Source organism: Alteribacter lacisalsi, assembly GCF_003226345.1.
Lineage (GTDB): Bacteria > Bacillota > Bacilli > Bacillales > Salisediminibacteriaceae > Alteribacter > Alteribacter lacisalsi.
In genome coordinates this window covers 1-507 of the sequence record NZ_PDOF01000010.1, presented here as the reverse complement: position 1 = coordinate 507, position 507 = coordinate 1, and the positions used below count along the sequence as shown (strand labels likewise).

The 507-nt window shown below is 47.9% G+C and carries 2 tRNA genes and 1 rRNA gene; all 3 read left to right on the top strand.

The window, feature by feature from the left end:
* Positions 1 to 55 (top strand): 16S ribosomal RNA (locus CR205_RS20040); the annotation flags it as partial.
* A gap of 151 nt (positions 56 to 206) precedes the next feature.
* A tRNA-Ile gene (locus CR205_RS20035) sits at positions 207 to 283 on the top strand.
* 19 nt (positions 284 to 302) lie between these two features.
* Positions 303 to 378 (top strand) — tRNA-Ala (locus tag CR205_RS20030).
* Positions 379 to 507: the final 129 nt, after the last annotated feature.

Sequence of the window (507 nt, the reverse complement as noted above, 5' to 3'; positions counted from 1 at the left end):
GGTGAAGTCGTAACAAGGTATCCCTACCGGAAGGTGGGGATGGATCACCTCCTTTCTAAGGAGCTTTTGAAGCTCAAACGTTTCAACACAGGTTTCGCCCCTGGCTTTTTGTTTAGTTTTGAGAGGTTATGCCTTTCAGAAAGCGGAAACAGTGTTTTGAGAGATCAATCTCTCAGGACTTTTTTTCTGACTAAAAACCCCATTTGGGGCCTGTAGCTCAGCTGGTTAGAGCGCACGCCTGATAAGCGTGAGGTCGGTGGTTCGAGTCCACTCAGGCCCACCATTACAACATTATTCAGTAAGGGGCCTTAGCTCAGCTGGGAGAGCGCCTGCTTTGCACGCAGGAGGTCAGCGGTTCGATCCCGCTAGGCTCCACCAACTATGTTCTTTGAAAACCAGATAACAGTAACGACATCAAATTTCCAAATTTGAAGAAATTCTTTGTGAATTTCACCGGCTATGAGAGTAGCCGGCGTCTTAGAAGACCAACGACATCGACGGTTAAGC